Below are 15,245 nucleotides of genomic sequence, written 5' to 3'. Positions count from 1 at the left end.
CGGGCCGGCAGCCCGGCATGGTTCCATCATCGACCCGATGGACGCGGGTGCACATGGGTATCGGCTACCCAATTTCGACGGGTCAGGGCAGGATGCCGAGCTCGCGGGCCCGGCGGACCGCGTCCCGGCGCTTCGTGACGCCCAGCTTGGTGAGGATCGCCGACACGTGGTGGTCGACCGTCTTGACCGACAGGTAGAGCCGCTCGGCGAGTTCGGCGTTGGTCAGGCCGTCGCCGAGTAGCCGCAACACCTCGACCTGACGCGCGGTCAGGCCCGCCGGGTTGGCCCGGGTGCTGGCCCGGCGCGGTCCGGGCACCGCCGCCGCGCCGGCCGCGCGAAGGTCGAAGCGCACCTTGGCCGCGACCGCGTCGGCGCCGAGGCGGTCGAGCACGTCCAGCGCGCGACGGGCCAGGGCCGGGTCACCGGAGTCGACGAGCGCCAGCGCCGCATCGTACGGCGCCGAAAGTTGATGGAAGGCCTCGGCGGCGGCTTCGTGACGGCCGTCGGCGGCCTGTGCGTAAGGTTCGGTCGCCGCCAGCACCGGAACGGCAGAATCGATGCGGTGCAACCACATCGACAACTCGCCACGTGCCCACTCCAAACCCGTGACCGGGGCGGTGTCGAGCATGGTGCGGCACTCCGGTAGGCGCGGATCCGGAATCCCCGACAGCCACGAACGTTCCGCGATGGCCGCGGCCACCGGCAGCAGCCGGACCAGCTCGCCGTAGCGGCGGGCGAGCTGCCAGGCGTCGTCGATCCCGCCCCCGTCGTCGCCGTGGCGGCGCAACGCGACCAGGCCGCGGATCAGCAGCGGCCAGGTCCGGGCCAGCGGGGCGCTGGGGCTGTCGAGCACCGCCTCGGCGTCGGACAGCGCGGCGTCCCAGTCGCCCACCAACAGATTGAGCCTGCTGCGCGAGCCCTGCTGCACCACCCGGCAGATCGGCAGGTCGTGCTCGACCATCAGCGGGATGCTGACGTCCAGCAGGTCGGCGGCGGCACCGAGTCGGCGCTGTTCGACGTCGAAATAGGTCAGGTTGGTGTAGCCGGTGGAGTACGTCTCGTCGATGTGCCGGGGGCCGGTGGCCAGCAGGGCCAGCAGGTCATCACGCACCGAGGCGTCGCCGGCCAGGATGTCGCAGAAGTACCCGATCAGCGTGGTCCGGACCGTCAGCGCGGGATCGGCTGCGGTATCGGCGATTTCGCGGGCCCGGCGCAGCAGCTGCGTTGCGTGGCCGAGGTCGCTGGACTGCACCGCGAGAAACGCCTGCATCGCCAGGCCGTGCCCGAGGCGGCTGATCCGCGACGGGTCCTGGCGGGCGGCATCGTCATCGAGAACGCCGTCGAGAACGTCATCGAGAACCGAGATGGACGCGGCCGCGTGCTCGTCGGCGGTGGAGCGGTTGCCGTTGTACCACTGATACACCGACAGGGCGTGGTGGTTGGCGCTGACGCCGATGGGCGCCCTCATGTCGCGCCGGATCCGCAGGGCCCGCTGGCAGGCGTCGATGGCGTCGGACAGGCGGTCGGTGAGGTAGTACTCGCTCGCCAGCTGTTCGAGGAGTTCGCACTCGGTGGCCGCCGAGAGCGCACCGCCGCGGTCCAGCGCGATCTGGAAGAACTCGCAGGCCTGGGTGTGGGCGCCGGAACGTGCCGCCGTGAGGGCCGCCTCGGTGGCCGCGGACGCGATCAGCTCGCGGTCGCCGGCGCCCAGCGCGTGATGGGTCAGCACCGCGGGATCGGGGTTCGGTAAGGCGCGGTGGGCGTCGATGAACCGGCGGTGCAGGCCGCTCTCGGCTCCCGGCGGCAGGACGCTGGCCAGCGCGCGCCGGCACAGGTCGTGGCGGAACGCGACACCGCGGCTGTCGCGCCTGATCAGCTTGGCCTCGTCGAGCGCGCGCAGCGCGGGCAACGTGACGCCCAGCCCGGCGAGCAGATGGTCGCCGATGGCGCCGGGTGCGCAGGTGAGCAGGTTCAGCGCATCCCAGGCGGCCACGTCCAGGCCGGCGGTGCGGGCCAGGATCGCGTCGCGGACGGTGGTCGGCAGCGCGGAGCGGTCCGAGCCGTCGTGGTCGAGCATCTCGCAGACGAAGAATGCGTTCCCGCCGGTGACGCGGTGCAGCCAGTGCGGGTCGACGGCGCGGTCACCGGCCAACGCGGCGATCTCCTCGACGCTCAGCGGTGGGACCACCAGCGACCGGGCGTGCGGCGAGCGGGCGATGTCGCCGAGCAGCACGCGCAGCGGATGCGTCGCGCTGACCTCGTCGTCGCGCATGATCCCGACGATCATCAGGCTGCTCTGCGCCGCCCGCCGCAGCAGGAACCGGAACAGGTCGATGGTGCCCTGGTCGGCCCAGTGCAGATCGTCGAGAACCAGCACCGTGGGGTCTTCGCGCAGCTCCTCGAACACCGCGACGAAGATGTCGTACGGTTGGCTGCTCGCGGCGAGGCGTTCCCTGGTGGTGGCGCTGAGCATGGGGGCGAGATCGTGCAGGGGGCCCAGCGGCCGCGGTGTCGACAGCGGATCGCAGGCACCCCACAGCACCCGGGTGTGCTCCGGCAACCCGGCGACGAAACCCTCGACGAAGGTGGTCTTGCCGGCGCCCGACTCGCCGCACACCATCACCGCACTTCCGCGTCCCCCGCGGGCTGCGGCTTCCCGGGCCGCGAGCAGGTCGAGCTCATGCTCGCGCTCCGTGAGCGTCACGCGCCGATCGTATCGCAAAAGAGCCCGCCCACCAGCGAAAACAGCGTCCCTGTACGGAGGGCCCGGCCAACCGTGAGCGCGGTGCCCCGGGACCGGAACCGGTCCCGGAACCGGTCCCCCGTCGCGGGTGACCGGGTCGCGGGCCGGCGTGGCGCCGCCACGTCGTCAAACGCGCTCAACGCACCGTCGGAGGCGTGATTGACACAAATGGTTTGACGGGCTACATGTATGACACGTGACACCCGATGTGTCACGTGCGGGCCCGTCGGCGGGCCGACGCAGGTCCTGGATCGGGGGGCGGTGGCGATGGCGGTGACTCTCCGGTGAGCACGACGACCGGCGAGCGGTCCCGCATCGCCAGGACGATCCGGGTGCTGGCGGTGCCCATCATCCTCGGCTGGGTGCTGCTGACGGTGGTGACCAACTCCGCGGTGCCGCCGCTGGAAGAGGTCGGCCAACAGCGCACGGTGGGCCTGAGCGCACGGGACGCGCCGTCGATGGTGTCGATGAAGCGCATCGGCAGCAATTTCCAGGAGTTCGACTCCGACAGCAGCGCGATGGTGGTCCTCGAGGGTGATCAACCCCTCGGCGACGACGCCCACCGCTACTACGACCAGCTGATCGGCCGGCTGGAGGCCGACACGGCCCACGTTCAGCACGTCGCCGACTTCTGGGGCGACCCGTTGACCGCCTCCGGGGCCCAGAGCACCGACGGCAAAGCGGCCTATGTGCAGGTGTACCTGCACGGCAATCAGGGCGAGTCGCTGGCCAACGAGTCGGTCGCGGCGGTGCGCGACATCGTCGACCAGACGAAGGCGCCGCCCGGGGTGCGGGCCTACCTCACCGGGGGTGCGCCACTGGTCGCCGATCAACACCATGCCGGCGACAAGAGCATCTTCCGCGTCACGCTGATCACGATCGGCGTGATCGCGTTGATGCTGCTGCTCGTCTACCGCTCGATCGCCACCATGGTGCTGATCCTGTTGATGGTGTTCCTCGAGTTGGGCGCGGCGCGGGGGATCGTCGCGGCCCTGGCGCACTTCGAGATCATCGGCCTGTCCACGTTCGCGGTGAACTTGTTGACGCTCATGGTGATCGCGGCGGGTACCGACTACGCGATCTTCGCGATCGGCCGCTATCAAGAGGCCCGGGGCGCCGGCGAGGACCGCGAGACCGCGTATTACACGATGTTCCACGGCACCGCGCACGTCATCCTGGGGTCGGGGCTGACGATCGCGGGCGCCATGCTCTGCCTGAGCTTCACCCGGCTGCCGTACTTCCAGACCATGGGTGTGCCGTGCGCCGTCGGCACCTTCGTTGCGGTCGTCGCCGCGATCACGCTGGGACCCGCGGTGGTGGTGGTCGGCAGCCGATTCGGGCGGTTCGAGCCCAAACGCCAGATCAGCTCTCGCGGTTGGCGGCGCGTCGGCACCACCGTGGTGCGCTGGCCGGGCCCGGTGCTGGCCGCCACGATTGCGCTGGCCCTCGTCGGGCTGGTCACCCTGCCCGGATACCGAACCAACTATGACTCACGCATCTACCTGCCCCAGGACATCCCGGCCAACGTCGGCTACGCGGTGGCCGACCGGCATTTCGGCACGGCCCGGATGAACCCCGAGCTACTGATGATCGAAAGCGACCACGATCTGCGCAACTCCGCGGACTTCCTGGTCATCGACAAGATTGCCAAGTCGATCTTCCGGGTGCCCGGAGTGGCCCGGGTGCAGACGATCACCCGGCCCGACGGCAAGCCGATCAAGCACACGACCATCCCGTTCCAGATGAGCATGCGGGGCACCACCAACCAGCTCAACGAGAAATATCAGCAGGACCGAATGGCCGACCTGCTGGTGCAGGCCGACGAGATGCAGACCACCATCGACACGATGGAGAAGATGTCGAGCATCACCCAGCAGATGGCCGACACCACCCACCAGATGGTCGAAAAGACCAAGAACATGACCCTCGACGTGATCGAATTACGGGACCACATAGCCGATTTCGACGATTTCTTCCGGCCGATCCGCAACTACTTCTACTGGGAACCGCACTGTTTCGACATTCCCGTCTGCTGGGCGCTGCGATCGGTGTTCGACACCCTCGACGGCATGAACGCCATGACCGACGATCTGCAGGAGCTGGTGCCCGATCTCGAGCGTCTCGATGAGTTGATGCCGCAGCTGGTGGCGCTGCTGCCCAGTCAGATCGAGACCATGCGGACCATGAAGGCGATGATGCTGACGATGTATCAGAGCCAGAAGGGCATGCAGGACCAGATGGCCGCGCAACAGGAGAACTCGCACGCGATGGGCGACGCGTTCGACGATGCGCGCAACGACGACTCGTTCTACCTGCCCCCCGAGGTCTTCGACAACGAGGACTTCAAGCGTGGCATCGAGAACTTCATCTCGCCGGACGGAAAGTCGGTGCGGTTCATCATCAGCCACGAGGGCGATCCCGCGACGGTCGAAGGCATCTCGCATGTGGAGCCGATCAAGACCGCGGCCAAGGAGGCGGTCAAGGGAACCCCGCTGGAGGGCTCTTCCATTTACCTGGCCGGTACCGCCGCGACATACAAGGACATGCGGGACGGATCGCACTACGACCTGCTGATCGCCGGAATCGCGGCGGTGACGTTGATCTTCTGCATCATGCTGATCATCACTCGCAGCGTGGTCGCCGCCGCGGTGATCGTCGGCACCGTGCTGCTCTCGCTGGGTGCGTCGCTCGGCCTGTCGGTGCTGCTGTGGCAGCACCTGATCGGGCTACAGCTGCACTGGATGGTGCTACCGATGTCGGTCATCCTGTTGCTGGCGGTCGGATCCGACTACAACCTGCTGCTGGTATCCCGCTTCAAGGAGGAGTTGCCGGGCGGCCTCAAGACCGGCATCATCCGGTCGATGGCAGGCACCGGTTCGGTGGTCACCTCCGCGGGCCTGGTCTTCGCGTTCACGATGGCCTCGTTCTCGTTCAGCGATCTGAAGGTCATGGCGCAGGCCGGCACCACCATCGCCCTGGGGCTGTTGTTCGACACGTTGATCGTGCGGTCGTTCATGACACCAGCCATCGCCGCGCTGCTGGGGCGCTGGTTCTGGTGGCCACAGACGGTGCAGAGCCACGCGTCGAAGATGAGACTGCAGGCGATCCTGGGCGAGGCACCCGCCGCCTCGGGGAGGTGAGGCGGCGCGCGGCTTCGCGGCTCGCGCCCGGGTACCCTTCGAAGCCATGACCGGCGATGCGATCACGATGACGCGATGAGCGCAGGCCTGTTCGCGCTGCTCGACGACGTCGCGGCGTTGGCGCGGCTGGCCGCGGCCTCGGTGGACGACATCGGTGCGGCCGCGGGCCGGGCGACCGCGAAGGCCGCCGGGGTGGTCATCGACGACACCGCGGTGACCCCGCAATATGTGCACGGCATCGCCGCCGAGCGCGAACTGCCGATCATCAAGCGCATCGCGATCGGCTCGTTGCGCAACAAGATCGTCTTCATCCTGCCGGCAATCATGCTGCTCAGTCAGTTCGCGCCGTGGCTGCTGACCCCGATCCTGATGCTCGGCGCGACCTACCTGTGTTACGAGGGCGCCGAGAAGGTGTTCGGCAAGTTCCTGCATCACGAACCCCACGCCGCGCCGGCCGCCACTGTCGGGCCGGATGCCGAGCGCTTCATGGTGACCGGCGCGATCCGCACGGACTTCATCCTGTCGGCCGAGATCATGGTGATCGCCCTCAACGAGGTGGCCGACCAGTCGTTCTTCCCGCGGCTGATCATCCTGATCGTGGTGGCGATCGTCATCACCATCGCCGTCTACGGCGTGGTGGCCGGCATCGTGAAGATGGACGATGTCGGGTTGCGGCTCACCCAGCGGTCATCGGCGTTCGTCCAGAAGATCGGGCGGGGGCTGGTCGCCGGGATGCCCAAACTGCTCAGCGCCCTGTCGGTGGTGGGCACCGTGGCGATGTTGTGGGTGGGCGGGCACATCCTGCTCGTCGGCACCGACGAGCTCGGGTGGCACTGGCCGTATGGCCTCGTTCACCACGGCGAGGAGTACGTGCACCACGTCGCCGGCGTCGGTGGTGTGCTGGCGTGGCTGGTCAACACCGCCGCGTCCGCGGTCGTCGGCCTGATTGTCGGCACCGTGGTGGTCGCGATCGTGCAGGTGCTGCCGTTCGGCCGCAAGGACAAACACACCGACGCGTGACCGTCCGGTCGGGGTTGCGCGAACCGGCCGAAACCGCGCCGACGTAGGCTGCTGGCCGTGCACGCTGCCGTCGCTGTCGCGGTCGCCGCGACGTTCGTCTGGCTGGGGATGGTGCTGGCCATTTCGTTCGTCGAGGCGCCGCTGAAGTTCCGCGCCCCCGGTGTGACGTTGCAGATCGGTCTCGGCATCGGCCGGCTGGTGTTCCGTGCGCTCAACGCGTGTGAGGTGGCCCTGGCCGCGGCCGTGCTGATCGGGGTGTGGGCGGGTCGGGCGCCCGTCGCCGCAGTCGTCGCCGCGGTGGTCGCCGCCGCGATGCTGGTCCTGCAACTGGTGGCGGTCCGCCCCTCGTTGAGCCGGCGTTCGGACCGGGTGCTGGCCGGCGCGGAGGGCCCGCGCTCGCACGCCCATTTCGTTTACGTCGGATTCGAGTTCGTCAAGGTGCTCGCACTGATCATCGGGGGTATCGCCCTGCTCTCGGCCTGACGGTGGATGAAACCGGGTTCGTCCGAGCGGGTGAGGCGCACGGCCGGCGCGTCAGCGCAGCCGCAGGTCGCCGACATTGTTCCCGCGGTTGAGCGCCAGCATTGCGGGCACCACCTCACAGGTCACCAACCCGTCGGAGCCGGTCAGCTCGTCGACGATCGCGAAGCTCGCCGCGATGTTCTCGGGGGTGTCGATGATCACGGTGCTCACCGGCACGTGCCGCGCCAGTTGCAGAAACCGGTCGCCGTGTGGGCGCTGTCCGCCGTGGAACCCCCAGATCGCCCGCAGCACGGTCGCGCCGCTGGCGTGGTCGGAGTCCATCAGCCGAGTGACCAGCGCCCGGTGCACGGGCCGCCCGTCGTGGCGGGAGTCCTCGTCGGTGCGCACCGTCATCTTCAGGTAGGCGCCCGTCAGGCTGTGCGGGTCGGCGATGAATCGTCCCTCGTTCTTGCACAGCAGGATCCGCTCGATGGCGAACAGCGGGTCGCGCAGCATGGTGCGCAGCTGCGCGACGGCCGCCTCCACCTGCTCGGCCGAGCCGATGCCGACCAGCATCAGCGGGACATCGACGTTGCGGCTGAGGAACCGCGCCCGGCGCCGGTCGCCCGATACCGTTCCGTCGACACCGAGAAACACCTCGGCAGATGCGAAACCCAGGCGGTGCAGCAGATCGCAGACGGCGGCGTAGCCGGGTGCCCCGCCCACCCGCTGCCTGCGGCCCAGGTAGAGCGACATCCGCACGCTGTCCCCGAGCTGGCCTGCGGTCACCGCGGGCACCAGTCGGCCGCGCTCGAGGGTGATCATCCCGCGGCCGGTCAGCGCGGCGACCTCGTCGGCGAGTGGCAGTATCCTGCCCGGGGTGTCGACCGCGGTGATCGTCACCGATGGGTCTTCGGACAGGCTCAGCGACCGGTCGCTGCGCTCGACGTGCGCGGGCCCGAAGCTGGCGATGCCGCGCAGCATGATGCTGGTGGCCACGCCGCGCTTGTCGAACAGGCCCAGCATCTCCTCGGCGAGAAACTGACCGTTCAGGCGTTCCCGCTCGGCGAAATAGGCTGTCAGGGTGAGGATTTCGCCGCCGGTGTCGGTTTCGCTCACAGGAGTCTGATCGTTCGCTCGGCTCACAGGAGTCTGATTGTTCGCTCGGCTCACAGGAGCCCCGCGATCGACTGGCCGAGCACCGCCGCGGCGATCCCCAGCGCCAGGCTGACGACGATGTTGGCCAGCGCCGGCCAGAGCTGGCGTTCCTCGCTCAACCGGTGGGTCTCCAGCATCCAGGTGGAGAACGTCGTGTAGGCGCCGACGAACGACGTACCGGCCAGAAGCGCCAGGTGCGGATTCAGCACCAGCCCCGCGACGAATCCCAGCAGCAGCGCGCCGGTGACGTTGACCACCATGGTGCCCAACGGGAAGCGCTGGGCCGTGCGCCGCGACACGGCCCTGTCCACCGTGAAACGCAGCAGCGAGCCCAGACCGCCGCACACCAGCACGCCCAGCCAGCTCAGCGCCGCGGTCATCGGCGCACCCGCACCTGGCGCACCATCGCTGTGGCGAGGTAGACCGCGGCCAGGCCGAGCAGCAGGCTGGCGCCGATGTAGCCGGCGGCCAGACCGTAGTGCCCGTGCTCGATCATCGCCAGGGTCTCGACCTGCATGGTGGAGAACGTGGTCAGCCCGCCGCACAGCCCGGTGCCCAGGAATGGTCGCCGGTAGCTGGACAGCGGAAGCCGTTCCAGCAGGCGGGTGACGAACATGCCGAGCAGGAACGCGCCGACGATGTTGACGGTGAACGTGGGCCACGGCCAGTGGCCCGGGTCCGGTGCGGCGAGTTCCTCGAATCCGACCCGCAGCGCGGTGCCCAGCGCTCCACCGGCGAAAACCGCGGCCAGTTCTCGCCGGTCTTGGGCCATGACGGAGAGTATGCCGAATGCAACACCTTCCGGTGTTCTGTGCGCGGGCCGGACGTAGCAGAATCGACGCCATGGCGGCAAATCCCCGAGCCGGTCAGCCGGCGAAACCCGAAGACCTCATCGATGTAGCGGCGGTGGTGACGGCCTACTACACCGCCGTGCCCGACCCGGACAACGTCGACCAGCAGGTGGCGTTCGGCACGTCCGGGCACCGCGGCTCCAGCCTGGACACGGCGTTCAACGAGGCGCACATCCTGGCCACCACGCAGGCCATCGTCGAGTACCGGGCCGCGCAGGGCACCACGGGTCCGCTGTTCATCGGTCGCGACACCCACGCGCTCTCGGAGCCGGCCTGGGTGTCGGCTCTGGAGGTGCTGGCGGCCAACGACGTCGTTGCGATGATCGATTCGGCGGATCGCTACACCCCGACCCCGGCGGTGAGCCACGCGATCCTGGCGTTCAATCGGGGACTCTTGTCCTCCTCGGGTGGCGGGGACCGTGCCCTCGCGGACGGGATCGTCGTCACCCCGTCGCACAACCCACCCCGCGACGGCGGGTTCAAGTACAACCCACCCAACGGCGGGCCCGCCGACACCGACGCCACCTCCGTCATCGCCAAACGGGCCAACGAGATCCTGCGCGATGACCTCAGGGCGGTCAAGCGGATTCCGCTGGCGCGGGCGCTGGGCACCGCGCAGCGCCATGACTACCTGGACGAGTACGTGGCCGACCTGCCCAACGTCGTCGACATCCACGCGATCCGGGCGCAGGGCATCCGGATCGGCGCCGACCCGCTCGGCGGCGCCAGCGTCGACTACTGGGCCGCGATCGCCGAACGGCACAGCCTCGAGCTGACCGTGGTCAACCCGCTGGTCGATGCGACGTGGCGATTCATGACGCTCGACACCGACGGCAAGATCCGGATGGACTGCAGCTCGCCCAACGCGATGGCTGGGCTACTTGAAAAAGTGAACGGCGACCCTGGGGCCTACCAGATCGCCACCGGCAACGACGCCGACGCCGATCGGCACGGCATCGTCACCCCCGACGGCGGTCTGCTCAACCCAAACCACTACCTCGCGGTGGCGATCGACTACCTGTTCGCCAACCGTCCCGACTGGGCAGCCGGCACCGCGGTCGGTAAGACGGCCGTCAGCTCGTCGATCATCGACCGGGTGGTGGCCGGGCTCGGCCGCAAGCTCGTCGAGGTGCCGGTCGGTTTCAAGTGGTTCGTCGACGGGCTGATCGGCGGCACCATCGGCTTCGGCGGCGAGGAGAGTGCCGGCGCGTCGTTCCTGCGCCGCGACGGCTCGGTGTGGACCACCGACAAGGACGGCATCATCCTTTCGCTGCTGGCCTCGGAGATCCTCGCGGTGACCGGGTCGACGCCGTCGCAGCGTTACGCCGAGCTCGCCGAGAAGTACGGTGCGCCAACCTATGCGCGCATCGACGCGCCGGCCAACCGCGACCAGAAGGCGCGGCTGGCCAAGCTCTCGCCCGAGCAGGTCTCCGCTACCGAACTGGCCGGCGAGCCGATCACCGCCAAGTTGACCGCAGCGCCGGGCAACGGTGCGCCGCTGGGCGGGCTGAAGGTCACCACCGAGAACGCCTGGTTCGCCGCGCGGCCGTCGGGTACCGAGGACGTCTACAAGATCTACGCCGAGTCGTTCCGTGGTCCCGAACATCTCGCCGAGGTGCAGGACGCGGCGCGTGAAGTGGTGACAAAGGTGATTTCTTGAGGCCGGTCATTTCGTGAGGCCGGTCATCTCGTGAGGCCGGTCATCTCGTGAGTTCGCCCGCAGAGGGCGACTGTTCGACACCGCCGGGCGCCAAACAGTCGCTGCCGCGAGAGGTGTGGCTGCTGGTCGCCGCCAACGTCGTGGTGGCGCTCGGCTACGGCGTGGTGGCCCCGGTGCTGCCGCAGTTCGCCCGCCACTTCGGGGTCAGCATCAGCGCGGCGACGTTCGTCATCACCGCTTTCGCGGTCATGCGGCTCGTCGGTGCGCCGGGGGCCGGCCTGCTGGTGCAGCGGTTGGGGGAGCGGCGGGTCTACATCAGCGGGTTGTTGATCGTGGCGCTGTCGACGGGGGCGTGCGCGTTCGCGCAGAGTTACTGGCAGCTGTTGTTGTTCCGCTCGCTCGGCGGCCTGGGGTCGGCGATGTTCACGGTGTCGTCGCTGGGCTTGATGATCCGGATCTCGCCGCCGGATGCCCGCGGACGGGTGGCGGGGCTGTTCTCGTCGGGATTCCTGTTCGGCTCGGTGGCCGGCCCGGTGCTGGGCAGCCTGACGGCGGGCTTCGGGCTCTCGGCGCCGTTCGTCATCTACGGCGCCGCACTGCTGGTCGCCGCCACGGTGGTGTTCGTCAGCCTGCGCCATTCCACCGTGGTGGCGCCCGACGATCAGCCCGGCGATTCGGTGTCGGTGCGCACGGTGCTGCGACATCGGGCCTACCGGGCCGCACTGTTCTCCAACTTCGCCACCGGGTGGGCGGCCTTCGGTCTGCGCATCGCGCTGGTGCCGCTGTTCGTCGTCGAGGTGCTCGGCCGCGGGGCCGGCGTCGCCGGGTTTGCGCTCGCGGCGTTCGCGGTGGGCAACATCTCGGTCGTCATCCCCAGCGGCCATCTGTCCGACCGGGTCGGGCGCCGCAAGCTGCTGATCTTCGGGCTGACGGCGGCCGCGGCCGCGACCGCGGTGGTCGGGCTGACGACGTCGCTGCCGATGTTCCTGGTGGCCGCCTATGTGGCGGGCGCATCCACCGGTGTCTTCGTCGCGCCCCAGCAGGCGGCGGTGGCCGACGTCGTCGGCAACAAGTCGCGCGGTGGGACCGCGGTCGCGACGTTCCAGATGATGGCCGACTTCGGGTCGATCGTCGGATCGCTGGCGGTGGGACAGATCGCCCAGCGGGCCTCGTTCGGGTCGGCGTTCCTGGTCAGCGGGGTGATCCTGGCGCTCGCCGCGGTGGGCTGGATGTTCGCCCCGGAGACCCGGCAGCGCACGTTCGCGGAGCATACGGAGGCCCGTCCGTTGGGCCCAGAGGCCGGTGGTGAAGTGCCGTGACCAGCGATTTTGGGACGGCAACCACTCGTGGTGTAGCTTCGATGAGCACAACTTCAGGGGCTATGGCGCAGTTGGTAGCGCACCACACTGGCAGTGTGGGGGTCAGGGGTTCGAATCCCCTTAGCTCCACTTTCTTGAACGCATCTCTGACCATGCGCTATTGCTGCTATTGGCATTTGCTGCATGAAGCCAGCAGATCGAATTTTGACGGCTGAAGAGGCGTTCGTTCATCGCCACATTCAGGTGTGGGGACACGACTCGTGCGTGGTGGAGGGGCGACGTATCGAAGCCAAGGGGCGTTCCGGATGTCGAAATGGGCGAATCTGCTGTGTCGAAAACAGCGATTAGTATGTGTCGAAAACGGCGAGTCACAGATGTCGGAAACGTAGACTGATGCGATGTTCGACTATCGCGCTCGCGTCGTCGACGCGGAGCTAACCGAGCGGCTGGCCTCGATCGGGGCGGTCCTCATCGATGGGCCGAAGGGTTGCGGCAAGACAGAAACAGCTCTCCAGCGGGCGAGGAGTTCAGTCCGCTTTGACACCGATCCGAATGCGCGGGCGCTCCTCGGGCTAAACCCGGACGAATTGTTCGACCAGGAGACGCCAATCCTTTTCGATGAGTGGCAGCGCGCGCCTGAGATATGGGACCAGGTACGGCGGCATGTCGATGATCTGCGCCGCCGTGGCATGTACATCCTCACCGGATCCGCGACTCCGAGGTATGAGCGTGAATTGCACTCTGGTGCGGGTCGGATAGGCACGCTCCGGATGCGGCCGATGAGCCTGTTCGAATCTGGCCATTCCACGGGTGAGGTTTCGCTGGCAGCTCTGCTGCGCGGCGAAAGCCAGAAGGCGAAGCGAACCGCGATGACGGTCCCAGGCCTTATGGAGCGGATCGTCATCGGCGGATGGCCGGTGTTGCTCGATCATTCCGAGCGCAGTGCGCGCAGATGGCTTGCCGACTACCTTGCGCAGATCGTCGACGTAGACATCCCTGATCTCGGTACCGGCAAGCGCAGTCCGGACCGACTTCGCCGTGCACTCGCATCGCTGGGTAGATCCGTCGGAACAGCGATCAAAGTCACCACACTGGGCGCAGACATCGCCGGTGACGATCACAGGGCCCCCGCAAAGGAGACGGTGAACTCCTATCTCGATGCGCTTGACCGTCTCAAGCTGACCGAGAACTCTCCGGCGTGGAAGCCACACATGCGTTCGCGCACCGAACTGCGTGAGGCGCCCGTCCGCTACTTCGTCGATCCGTCGCTGGGCACCGCCGCACTCAAGGTCGGATCGCGGGATCTGCTCGCGGATCTAGAGGCAGCCGGGTTCCACTTCGAGGCGATGGCAGTCCGTGACCTTCGCATCTATGCGCAACCCCTCGGGGGCGCGGTCTACTCATGGCGTGAGTCTCATGGCCGAAAGGAGGTCGACGCGATCGTCGACACATCCGACGGTTGGGCCGCATTCGAGGTGAAACTGACCGGCGATCAGGATGTCATCGACGGGGCGGCGAACGCGCTGCTGGACTTCGCGGACAACGTGGATGACTCAAAGCACGGCAGGCCCTCCGCGCTCGTCGTCGTGACTGCGACCGGTGGTGGCGGAAGACGGGCCGACGGCGTTCACGTCGTGCCGGTTTCGGCACTAGGGCCGTAGCCGGCGAGGAGTGGCCCACGCCCGCGCTTCCTACCGCCAGAGCTGCACGGATTTGGTGTTGGCGCCGTCAACAAGTCTCGCGAGTCCCCAGGTAAATTCGCGTTCTCTGACGTCTTCTCAGGTTGAGCCTCTTCTGCATTTGCAGGGCCCAACAGGCTTTTCAGGCATCCCGGCCACAGGGTTCGAATCCCCTTAGCTCCACGATGAAAACGGTTTGAACAGTGCAAACAATGACCAAACAATCTTCACATTGCGCGTCATCACACGCTAGTCATCACCGCAGCATCTACCGCTCCTACATCAACAACGACATCGCCCCCACCACCGGGACCATCCCTCTGACCGATCCATCCCGCGACGACGTCGCCGGATGGATCGCCGTCGGCAAGTCCGGCAAGACCATCGCCAACAAGCACAGCTTCCTGGCCGGCTGCATCGTCGGCGCGCTGTCCTTCGGGACGAAGATCGGGTCTGACCGGGCGGTGACGTGAGCGTCCTGGTCGTCGTGGTGCCACCCCAGCTGCCGCAGCCACTCAACGCCGGCGCGGCCACTGCAACCACTGCTGCGTGGATGATCCCCCCAGATTTCCCAATGCGCCAGGATGCTATCCCTTCTCGGGGCGGTGTTGTGTGTTGGCGAGTTGGCTGAATCTCTGTGGTGAAACGTCGAGCAAGGTCGCGATGTCGCGTACAGGAACGCCGTAGGTGGTGAGCCAGAGCGCGTACTCGTGTGCCTTCTCCGTTGCTCGGCGGTCCAACTCCTGGGCGCGGGCGCGGTCCTCGCGGATCTCGCGGGCTGACATTCCCCCGAGACCGTGGAGGCATCAGCTATAAGGAGTAGCGATGTCAGAGAAACGGAAGAAGTACGACCGGGAGTTCCGTGAGGGGGCTGTGCGGATCGTGCGTGAGACGGGTAAGTCGATCGCCGCGGTGGCACGCGACCTGGGGATGCATGAGGGCACGCTGGGCAACTGGGTGGCCCAGGACCGCGAGGCCCGGGAGGGTCGTGGGGAGCTATCCAAGGATGATCTTGAGGAGCTCAAACGCCTGCGCAGCGAGAACGCCGAGCTACGCATGGAGCGTGATGTCCTCAAGCGATCAGTGGTCCTGTGGTTATCCGGCTAATCGGCTATCAGCTATGCCGTCAGTGCTGGGTTTCTCAGTTTCGTTGGGACCGGATTTTTCGGAGTTCTTCTTCGTGGCGGCGTGCTTTGGCGGCGACAGCCTCTAG

Annotated in this window: 13 protein-coding genes and 1 tRNA gene; 9 read left to right on the top strand and 5 right to left on the bottom strand. The window is 67.7% G+C overall.

All coding sequences use genetic code 11. The features are described 5' to 3' along the window. Nucleotides 1-82: 82 nt before the first annotated feature. A complete protein-coding gene (locus JDV09_RS27160; protein WP_221368941.1) occupies nucleotides 83-2,704 on the bottom strand; it encodes a helix-turn-helix transcriptional regulator in 2,622 nt (873 codons plus the stop codon). A 323-nt stretch (nucleotides 2,705-3,027) separates the two neighbouring features. Here JDV09_RS27160 and JDV09_RS09845 point away from each other — a divergent pair, with 323 nt between their 5' ends. From JDV09_RS09845 to JDV09_RS09835, 3 genes are all read left to right on the top strand, one after another. After that, on the top strand, nucleotides 3,028-5,883 hold the full coding sequence (locus tag JDV09_RS09845) for an MMPL/RND family transporter (RefSeq protein WP_308124068.1): 2,856 nt from the start codon (nucleotides 3,028-3,030) through the stop codon (nucleotides 5,881-5,883). 75 nt (nucleotides 5,884-5,958) lie between these two features. Beyond that, complete coding sequence (locus JDV09_RS09840; protein WP_221368939.1) at nucleotides 5,959-6,903, top strand: DUF808 domain-containing protein; 945 nt, start codon at nucleotides 5,959-5,961, stop codon at nucleotides 6,901-6,903. Nucleotides 6,904-6,960: 57 nt separating this feature from the next. After that, entirely contained in the window at nucleotides 6,961-7,386 is a 426-nt protein-coding gene (locus JDV09_RS09835) for a hypothetical protein (protein WP_372452881.1), read from the top strand. A gap of 51 nt (nucleotides 7,387-7,437) precedes the next feature. Here JDV09_RS09835 and JDV09_RS09830 read toward each other — a convergent pair whose 3' ends face one another. From JDV09_RS09830 to crcB (JDV09_RS09820), 3 genes are read right to left on the bottom strand one after another with little or no spacing between them, the layout of a single operon-like run. Continuing rightward, nucleotides 7,438-8,484 (bottom strand): putative PII-like signaling protein, encoded by a 1,047-nt coding sequence (locus JDV09_RS09830; protein WP_308124067.1) that lies wholly within the window; start codon nucleotides 8,482-8,484, stop codon nucleotides 7,438-7,440. A 50-nt stretch (nucleotides 8,485-8,534) separates the two neighbouring features. Continuing rightward, nucleotides 8,535-8,903 carry a fluoride efflux transporter CrcB gene (gene crcB, locus JDV09_RS09825; protein ID WP_221368938.1) on the bottom strand — a complete coding sequence of 123 codons (369 nt, stop codon included), beginning with the start codon at nucleotides 8,901-8,903 and terminating at the stop codon, nucleotides 8,535-8,537. After that, nucleotides 8,900-9,295, bottom strand: a complete 396-nt coding sequence (gene crcB, locus JDV09_RS09820) for a fluoride efflux transporter CrcB (RefSeq protein ID WP_221368937.1) — start codon at nucleotides 9,293-9,295, stop codon at nucleotides 8,900-8,902. Before crcB (JDV09_RS09820) ends, crcB (JDV09_RS09825) begins: the two co-directional genes overlap by 4 nt. A gap of 71 nt (nucleotides 9,296-9,366) precedes the next feature. Here crcB (JDV09_RS09820) and pgm point away from each other — a divergent pair, with 71 nt between their 5' ends. The 5 genes from pgm to JDV09_RS09795 all read left to right on the top strand — a co-directional run bounded on the left by pgm (nucleotide 9,367) and on the right by JDV09_RS09795 (nucleotide 14,505). Further along, the gene (pgm, locus tag JDV09_RS09815) at nucleotides 9,367-11,034 is read left to right on the top strand and encodes a phosphoglucomutase (alpha-D-glucose-1,6-bisphosphate-dependent) (protein WP_221368936.1); all 1,668 of its coding nucleotides are present in this window, start codon (nucleotides 9,367-9,369) and stop codon (nucleotides 11,032-11,034) included. 47 nt (nucleotides 11,035-11,081) lie between these two features. Next, complete coding sequence (locus JDV09_RS09810) at nucleotides 11,082-12,353, top strand: MFS transporter (protein WP_221368935.1); 1,272 nt, start codon at nucleotides 11,082-11,084, stop codon at nucleotides 12,351-12,353. A 56-nt stretch (nucleotides 12,354-12,409) separates the two neighbouring features. After that, nucleotides 12,410-12,482: transfer RNA gene (locus JDV09_RS09805), tRNA-Ala, on the top strand. Between the two features lie 269 nt (nucleotides 12,483-12,751). Then, complete coding sequence (locus JDV09_RS09800; protein ID WP_221368934.1) at nucleotides 12,752-14,014, top strand: ATP-binding protein; 1,263 nt, start codon at nucleotides 12,752-12,754, stop codon at nucleotides 14,012-14,014. Nucleotides 14,015-14,244: 230 nt separating this feature from the next. Then, nucleotides 14,245-14,505, top strand: a complete 261-nt coding sequence (locus JDV09_RS09795) for a hypothetical protein (RefSeq protein ID WP_221368933.1) — start codon at nucleotides 14,245-14,247, stop codon at nucleotides 14,503-14,505. A gap of 114 nt (nucleotides 14,506-14,619) precedes the next feature. On the opposite strand, the gene JDV09_RS09790 is transcribed toward JDV09_RS09795, so the two are convergent. After that, nucleotides 14,620-14,817: a hypothetical protein gene (locus tag JDV09_RS09790; protein WP_221368932.1), complete on the bottom strand. Its 198-nt coding sequence runs from the start codon at nucleotides 14,815-14,817 to the stop codon at nucleotides 14,620-14,622. A 40-nt stretch (nucleotides 14,818-14,857) separates the two neighbouring features. Here JDV09_RS09790 and JDV09_RS09785 point away from each other — a divergent pair, with 40 nt between their 5' ends. Then, a complete protein-coding gene (locus tag JDV09_RS09785; protein WP_221368931.1) occupies nucleotides 14,858-15,139 on the top strand; it encodes a transposase in 282 nt (93 codons plus the stop codon). Nucleotides 15,140-15,245: the final 106 nt, after the last annotated feature.

The organism is Mycolicibacterium xanthum, assembly GCF_019710635.1.
GTDB classification, from domain to species: Bacteria; Actinomycetota; Actinomycetes; order Mycobacteriales; family Mycobacteriaceae; genus Mycobacterium; species Mycobacterium xanthum.
Note: the sequence above shows the minus strand (reverse complement) of the source record. Positions and strands in the feature narration are given on the sequence as shown.

What these genes read in the sequence shown, in the direction of transcription:
- JDV09_RS09840 (WP_221368939.1), top strand. Translation starts at nt 5,959, where the DNA reads ATGAGCGCAGGCCTGTTCGCGCTGCTCGACGACGTCGCGGCGTTGGCG.
- JDV09_RS09795 (WP_221368933.1), top strand. Translation starts at nt 14,245, where the DNA reads ATGACCAAACAATCTTCACATTGCGCGTCATCACACGCTAGTCATCAC.
- pgm (WP_221368936.1), top strand. Translation starts at nt 9,367, where the DNA reads ATGGCGGCAAATCCCCGAGCCGGTCAGCCGGCGAAACCCGAAGACCTC.
- JDV09_RS09790 (WP_221368932.1), bottom strand. Translation starts at nt 14,817, where the DNA reads ATGTCAGCCCGCGAGATCCGCGAGGACCGCGCCCGCGCCCAGGAGTTG.
- crcB (WP_221368938.1), bottom strand. Translation starts at nt 8,903, where the DNA reads ATGACCGCGGCGCTGAGCTGGCTGGGCGTGCTGGTGTGCGGCGGTCTG.
- JDV09_RS09800 (WP_221368934.1), top strand. Translation starts at nt 12,752, where the DNA reads ATGTTCGACTATCGCGCTCGCGTCGTCGACGCGGAGCTAACCGAGCGG.
- JDV09_RS09785 (WP_221368931.1), top strand. Translation starts at nt 14,858, where the DNA reads ATGTCAGAGAAACGGAAGAAGTACGACCGGGAGTTCCGTGAGGGGGCT.
- crcB (WP_221368937.1), bottom strand. Translation starts at nt 9,295, where the DNA reads ATGGCCCAAGACCGGCGAGAACTGGCCGCGGTTTTCGCCGGTGGAGCG.